At 39.7% G+C, this 6,949-nt stretch carries 7 protein-coding genes and 1 pseudogene; 6 read left to right on the top strand and 2 right to left on the bottom strand.

What is annotated here, in order from left to right; genetic code table 11:
* From L652_RS0103715 to L652_RS0103705, 3 genes and pseudogenes are all read left to right on the top strand, one after another.
* Positions 1–1,127, top strand: a pseudogene (locus tag L652_RS0103715) (DUF3372 domain-containing protein); the annotation flags it as partial.
* A 175-nt stretch (positions 1,128–1,302) separates the two neighbouring features.
* Positions 1,303–1,848, top strand: a complete 546-nt coding sequence (locus L652_RS0103710) for a PH domain-containing protein (protein WP_024594838.1) — start codon at positions 1,303–1,305, stop codon at positions 1,846–1,848.
* Positions 1,849–1,884: 36 nt separating this feature from the next.
* Positions 1,885–2,286 carry a DUF1801 domain-containing protein gene (locus L652_RS0103705; protein ID WP_024594837.1) on the top strand — a complete coding sequence of 134 codons (402 nt, stop codon included), beginning with the start codon at positions 1,885–1,887 and terminating at the stop codon, positions 2,284–2,286.
* Positions 2,287–2,301: 15 nt separating this feature from the next.
* Here L652_RS0103705 and L652_RS0103700 read toward each other — a convergent pair whose 3' ends face one another.
* Positions 2,302–2,646 carry a rhodanese-like domain-containing protein gene (locus tag L652_RS0103700; protein ID WP_024591370.1) on the bottom strand — a complete coding sequence of 115 codons (345 nt, stop codon included), beginning with the start codon at positions 2,644–2,646 and terminating at the stop codon, positions 2,302–2,304.
* Positions 2,647–2,933: 287 nt separating this feature from the next.
* Between L652_RS0103700 and L652_RS0103695 the strand changes: the two genes are divergently transcribed.
* Positions 2,934–3,242 (top strand): metalloregulator ArsR/SmtB family transcription factor, encoded by a 309-nt coding sequence (locus L652_RS0103695; protein WP_024594836.1) that lies wholly within the window; start codon positions 2,934–2,936, stop codon positions 3,240–3,242.
* On the opposite strand, the gene L652_RS0103690 is transcribed toward L652_RS0103695, so the two are convergent.
* Positions 3,235–3,912, bottom strand: coding sequence for a nitroreductase family protein (locus L652_RS0103690; RefSeq protein WP_024594835.1), 678 nt, complete (start codon positions 3,910–3,912; stop codon positions 3,235–3,237). The genes L652_RS0103695 and L652_RS0103690 overlap by 8 nt on opposite strands.
* A 187-nt stretch (positions 3,913–4,099) precedes the next feature.
* On the opposite strand from L652_RS0103690, the gene L652_RS0103685 reads away from it, so the two are divergent.
* On the top strand, positions 4,100–4,981 hold the full coding sequence (locus L652_RS0103685) for an ABC transporter ATP-binding protein (protein ID WP_002959519.1): 882 nt from the start codon (positions 4,100–4,102) through the stop codon (positions 4,979–4,981).
* 9 nt (positions 4,982–4,990) lie between these two features.
* On the top strand, positions 4,991–6,949 hold a 1,959-nt coding region (locus L652_RS0103680; protein WP_024594834.1), incomplete at its 3' end, for an ABC transporter permease.

Raw genomic sequence — 6,949 nt, 5'->3', positions numbered from 1 at the left:
CTAGCGCCAATTTTGCTGCTGGCGATAACGAAGGCACATTTACTGTACCGCCTTACACATTAGCTGTATTTACTAAAAACCAAGGTGAGAGCCAAGGTGCTGGTTTAAGTGCAAATGCGACAGTGGGTGCACCTGATGTAGTACCTTATGGCAGCACCGCTGTGTTTGTGCGCGGGACTTTAAACGACTGGGGCACACGCGATGCATTTGAATATATTGGCGATGGTGGATACCGTATAGCAATTGCACTGAGCGCTGGCGATTACGAATTTAAAATTGCCTCTGAAGATTGGTCTACGGTTGATTTTGGTGCGCTTACTGACGCTGATAAAGATGTAGTTGAAAACCAAAGCGGGCCATTAACGCGCTCAGGTGCAAACATGACATTTAGCGCTGCCATTGATGCAACCTATGTATTTTCGCTTGATGCTTCAAACCCTGAAAATCCAACGCTTACTTTATACAACGAAGAGCCATTTGTAGGCACTGCTATCTATGTGCGCGGTACGCTTAATGATTGGGGAGTAACCGATGAGCTAAGTTATAAAGGTAAAGGCATTTACACCTTTACTAAAACACTGAGCGCTGCAAGCTATGAATTTAAAGTAGCGTCAGAAGATTGGAGCACGGTTGATTATGGATCGGCTGAGGGAGATGCCAGTGTTATGGTTGGCACTGCAGAGCAGTTGTCGGTTGCGGGCGCGAATATGACCATCGACATTGCAGAAGAAGGTGAATACCAGTTTATATTTGACGCCAGTGATTTAAATAACGTATCGCTAAAAGTACTCAACGCTGAAATGTTTGCACAAACAACGGTATTTATTCGTGGCAGCTTAAATGACTGGAGTACTGATAACCCACTGATGTACGAGGGTGATGCAATTTACTCTACATCAATAGAGTTAGAAGCAGGTGACTACGAATTTAAAGTAGCGTCTGAAGATTGGAGTACCGTTGATTACGGTGGAGCAGGCGATACGCCGGTAGTGGCAATTGATGAACTAACACTACTTGAAGCCGTAGGTGCCAATATAGCACTAAATATTACCGAACAAGGTACTTACTCCTTCAAGGTAATAGGTCCAGATAGAGAGAATGTGAGCATACTTATCAACAAACAGTAGCGGTTATATTTTCCCAGATCTAAGCCGAGCATAGCCCTGTATGCTCGGCTTTTTTTGTATGTACATAAGTGTGTGAAAGTATATTTGAATGCTAATTATAAATGTTTGGACTAAATTGCATTCAATATTAGATTGGCGTACTTTTATAAATCCCCAACCATACAAAAGAAAGCTAATGAGTAACTTAACCTTAAAAAGTGCTAATTTTGATCCTAAAGTAAAACAATACTGGATGGTTACTGCCTCGCTATTTGCAATGTTGGCTCTTGTTACTATACCGCTTATACCTATCATTTTACTTATTGTATGGCTGGTGGGCGGACGAATACTCGCAGCTATGTCGGCTGGCTTATTACCACAAAAATTGGTAGTTAAACGTGGCATATTATTTAAAGAAGAAAAATCTATTCCGCTTGAAAAAATAACAGATGTAGGGTTAAGCCAAGGGCCGCTCATGCGAATTTTTGGATTATATCGTTTAAGCTTTGAAACAGCAGGGCAGTCAGGAAATGGTGCTTTAGTGTCTTTGCTTGGTGTGGTTAATGCGAGTGAGTTTAGAGAGGCGATACTTGAGCAAAAAGATGTATTGGCTAATCAAGGTAAAACGTCGCAGCAGGCAACAGAGCAAAGTGAAAAAGAGCTACTGAGAGCACTTACTTATAGCGTTAAAAATATTGAGCAGATGCTACTTGTTTTACTTGATGAAAGGCAGCAAAAGTAACTTGTTTGAACTTGTAATGCTTATAAGGATATTTTTATGAATACGGAAATAGAAAATATATTTAATAATTATCCTGAGATAGTAAAAAGTAAGCTTATAAAATTACGAGAGTTAATTTATACCGTAGCACAAGAGCAAAACTTAGGAGCTGTTGAAGAGTCTTTAAAGTGGGGAGAGCCAAGTTATAACACAATAAATGGCAGCCCCATTCGCGTAGGCTTTAAGGGCTCCTCGTGTTATTTGTTTTTTCATTGCCAATCAAAGCTAGTAAGCACATTTAGAGAGTTGTATTCCCACACTCTCACCCTTGAAGGTAACCGGGCAATTGTATTTAATAGTGAAAAGCCATTACCAGAGTACCCAGTTAAAGAGTGTATTAAATTAGCACTGACTTATCACAAAGTTAAACGCCTACCTTTACTAGGCGCATCATTATAAGTATTCAGTTGATGTTTAAAACACACTACATATTTGGTTTGCGTCACAGGTAATAACGGTTACGTTTTCATAACCCACACGCGTTAACGCTTCTGCTCCCAACGTTGCGCGCGCACCACTTGCGCAGTGCACGTAAATAGGGCGAGCTGCGTCTTTTTCTATTTCCATCAGTTTCATCTCGAGTAATCCACGCGGAATATTTATAGCGCCGGCAGCCGATTTTGTCGCGTGCTCTGCAGGTTCTCGCACATCAATAAGTAAACCTTTATTTTGTTCAAGCTCGAGTTTTGCTTGCGCTGCGTCAATACGGCGTTGGTTAGGTGTGATAATTTTTAGTAAGTCAGGGATTGATGTAAGCATTAGTTTGTAAATCCTCTTTTTCTTAAAAAAGACATTAATAGGTGCTACTTGGTATAAGTAGGTTGAATTGAGTTAATACTTATAAATAACGTTAAAAACTGAAAGTTACTTTATATAAAGTAACTTAATAGTGCGGATACTGCTACAGCACTTCCGCCGATTAATAAAATGGCATCGCTAGTTTCATGGTCATCTTAATATTAGTAAAACCTAATGTTAATTATATTAGAACTTACTAATGTAAAAGTCTATACTTAAAAAGGTATTAAAAAAGAGAAATAATAAAAATGAATATTGAACAACTAGCTGTCAACGCAGAGCAAGCCGAACAGTTTTTAAAATTAATGGCTAACAAAAATCGCTTAATGATTTTATGTAGTTTATTACAAGGTGAGCAAAGTGTAGGTGAGCTAAATAAAAATGTACCTTTAGCACAGTCAGCGTTATCTCAGCATTTAGCAAGTTTACGCAAGGCAGATATGGTTGCTACTCGCAGAGAAGGGCACACTATTTATTACTCGTTGACCGACCCAAAAGTTGAGTCGATCATTGCTTTGCTATATGAGTGGTTTTGCCGAGCAGAAAATACTAAATAAACGTAGCTATTTCATCGAGTGATTTTTTATCCAGTGCATGAGCAGGTATTGTTGCATCATCACTTGGGTAGCCTGTAATAAGTAGCATGTATGGGCGTTCGTTATCTTTATCGCGATTACATATGTCGGTCAAAAAACTCATTGGCTTTGGAGTATGAGTAAGGGTTGCCAAACCACTGCGGTGCAAAGCTTGAATTAAAAAGCCGGTAGCTAAGCCAACAGACTCATGCACATAATAATTCGTATTTTTATCATCGGTGCTTACGCCGCCCTTTTTTTGACTAAATACAGCTATAAGCCAAGGTGCATGCTCTAAATAAGGTTTATTGGCGTCGGTACCTAACGGTTTTAGCGCATCTAACCATTCTTCACCTGCTCTGCCTTCGTAAAAAGAACGCTCTAATTTTTCTGCGGCTTCTCTTATTTGTTTTTTTACATCGCTACTGTTTATAGCCACAAAATGCCAAGGCTGATGATTCGCTCCACTTGGTGCTGTGCCAGCTGCTTTTATACATGCTTCAATAATATTTTTTGGTACTGGGCGATCGCTAAAGCTGCGAATGCTATGGCGGCGTTGGCTGGTTTGTAAAAACTCGTTAGCACGATTTAGCATTTCTTCATGTGGATATTCTATAAAGTCATTTAACGGCTGGCTTTGGTGATCTTGCATGGCTTTTCGCTTCTTATAAAAAGTATATGTGGTTTTTATACCGAGTGAATACAGTACAGGCAAGTGTTATGAGTTTAAAATATGTTTATTTGTTGTTACAAATTTAACCAGCAAGTAACTTATGTTCCTATTTTCCTTGTGGTATAAAACATTATAAAAATAATTACTCATATTCAAGGAAGTAAAAATGCTATCAATAACAGGGTTATCTAAAACCTACGATAACGGCGTACATGCACTACAAGGTGTTGATTTATCTATCGGTAAAGGGATGTTTGGATTGCTTGGGCCAAATGGCGCAGGTAAATCATCGCTTATGCGTACCATTGCAACACTGCAGTCGGCTGATTCAGGTTCAATTACTTTTGATGGCATTGATGTATTTAAAGACCCACAGGCACTGCGCCAACGCTTAGGTTACTTACCACAAGATTTTGGTGTGTACCCGCGTGTTAGTGCTTACGACTTACTGGACCATATGGCTGTTTTAAAGGGTATTCATAATAAAGCAGAGCGTAAAGAGTCGGTTGAAGGATTACTTGCGCACACTAATTTATATCAACATCGCTCAAAAGCGGTCAGTGGCTTTTCGGGCGGTATGCGCCAGCGTTTTGGTATTGCACAGGCATTACTGGGTGACCCTGATTTACTAATAGTTGATGAGCCAACAGCGGGGCTAGACCCAGAGGAACGTAATCGTTTCCATAACTTATTAGTAAGCTTAGGCGAGCAAAAAGTAGTTATATTATCGACCCATATCGTTGAAGATGTTGCAGAGCTTTGCCCAAATATGGCGGTGTTGGCTGGCGGTAAGATTTTACTAGAAGGTAACCCAATAGCGCTTACCGATAAGCTCCAAGGCCAAATTTGGCGCAAAGCCATGAGCCAAGAAGAAGCGCTAGAGCTTGAACCGCAGCTGCCTGTTATTTCAAAACGCTTATTTGCTGGGCAAACCATATTACATGTATTAGCCAATGAAGCCCCTGAAGGTTTTGAGCTCAGCAGTGCAAACCTAGAAGATGTGTATTTTTCTACGTTGCTTAATCATCGTAACAGCCAAGTAGCATAAGGGGGCGCTATGTTTTTTAATATGCTCGCGTTTGAGCTGCGCTATTTTATGCGTCAGCCTTCGTTTTATGTGACCTCATTAATATTCTTTTTTATGGCGTTTTTTATAAGCTCCAGTAGTAAGTTTCCGTTAGGTGGGGCTAATGTTCATATGAACTCGCCTTATACCATTATGGTTTTAACGGTTACCTTTTGTACGCTTGCTATGTTTTTAGTGGTTAACTTTGTTGCAAGCTCAGCGATTCGCAACAGCGAGACCAAAATGGATGAGCTGGTGTTTAGTAAGCCCGTTAACCCGCTTGCTTATCAATCAGGGCGTTTTTTTGGTTCTTACTTAGTTGTACTTATTGTGTTTTTAAGCGTGCCACTAGGCGTATTTTTGGGATCTCACTTTGGCTTGTTGGTTGGCTGGCTCGATAGCGAGCTAGTAGGCCCCAATAAGTTTATATATTACGCAGCGCCTTTTTTATATTTAGCAGTGCCAAGCTTATTGGTCCTCAGTGCTATTTTTAATAGTGTGGCGGTCTATTTTAAAACCATGATGGCGGTATATGTAACGGCCGTGGTGGTTTATATAACCTACCAATTGGCGAGTATCTATTTTGATGATTTAGCGTTTAGAAATATTGTTGTTTACGCAGACCCATTTGGCACAGGGTCGTTAATTGACTTAACCCGTTACTGGACTGTAAGTGATAAAAATACTGAAGTGTTAACGCTTTCGGGCGATTTTTTAATTAACCGTATTTTATGGGTAGCAATAAGTTTAGCGATGTTTTTTGGCCTCGGAAAGTTAGGTAATCGCGTAGTCACTAAAAAACAGAAAAAGCAATTTGCTGTCTCTACGTTTGTAAAAAATAAACAAGCAGCACTTATTAGCAGCGCTAAAAATTACAAGTCAAAAGGGGTAAATACGAAATCGCAATTAGTAATGCGCAGCTTATTTGAACTTAAGCAAGTTATATTAAGTGCCCCTTTTATGATTTTAGCGGGTGTCAGTATTACTATGTTACTCGCACCACTTTTTGCACCTATTGGCGCATATGGCACAACGGATTGGCCGCTCACACAAAACATGGTGGGCATAATTCAAAACTCCTCCGCTTTGTTTATGTTTATCATTATTGCTTATTACAGCGCAGAGCTGGTTTGGCGAGAACGCCAAAGTGGTATGGGTGATATTGTTGACAGTTTCCCGGTGCATAACAGTGTGTTTTGGGTATCTAAAATTATTGCGTTAATCACTGCAGTTTGTGGCCTTTATTTAGTAGGCATGATGTTTACCATTGCAGTGCAACTGTTTAAGGGGCAATTTAACCTAGAGCTTGGTCAGTACTTATTTAGGTTGGGTTACCTTACATTACTGCCTTTAATTATGATGGCTATATTGGCGTTCTTTTTACAAATAATTAGCCCTAATAAATACATAGGTATGGGTTTGTTTATTCTGTATTACATTACTCAAATGGTAATGGGTGCTTACGGGTTTGAGCATCATATGTATCATTTTTCTCAAAGCAGTAGCGTACCGTATTCTGATATAAATGGTTATGGACATTTTTTACAAGGCGCGCATTGGTATACCCTATATTGGGGGGCATTGAGTGTGTTTTTAGCTATTGTAGGGTTTGCTTTATGGCATCGCGGCCCGTCGCAAACATTGCGTACTCGTTTATCTTTAGTACGTTACAACATGTCTTTAAAAGGCCAGATTGCAGCCGTTATAAGTTTATTGGTATTTGTGGGCGCGGGTTATAACATTTATTACAACACCCGTGTAATCAACGAGTTTGTAACAAGTGATGATAACGAAGCGCTACAAGTAAGGTATGAGCAAGAGTTATCACAATACAAAGACTTGCCACTGCCTATAATAACTGATGTTGATTTAAACATTGATATTTATCCTAAAAAGCGTGCTTTAAATGCCGTGGCTAAAATTAAGTTTACCAATACCGCAAACGAGCCA

The sequence above is a fragment of the Pseudoalteromonas sp. TB25 genome, from assembly GCF_000497995.1.
Classification (GTDB): domain Bacteria; phylum Pseudomonadota; class Gammaproteobacteria; order Enterobacterales; family Alteromonadaceae; genus Pseudoalteromonas; species Pseudoalteromonas distincta.
The sequence above is the reverse complement of the archived record's forward strand: the minus strand, read 5'-3'. Positions and strand labels throughout refer to the sequence as shown.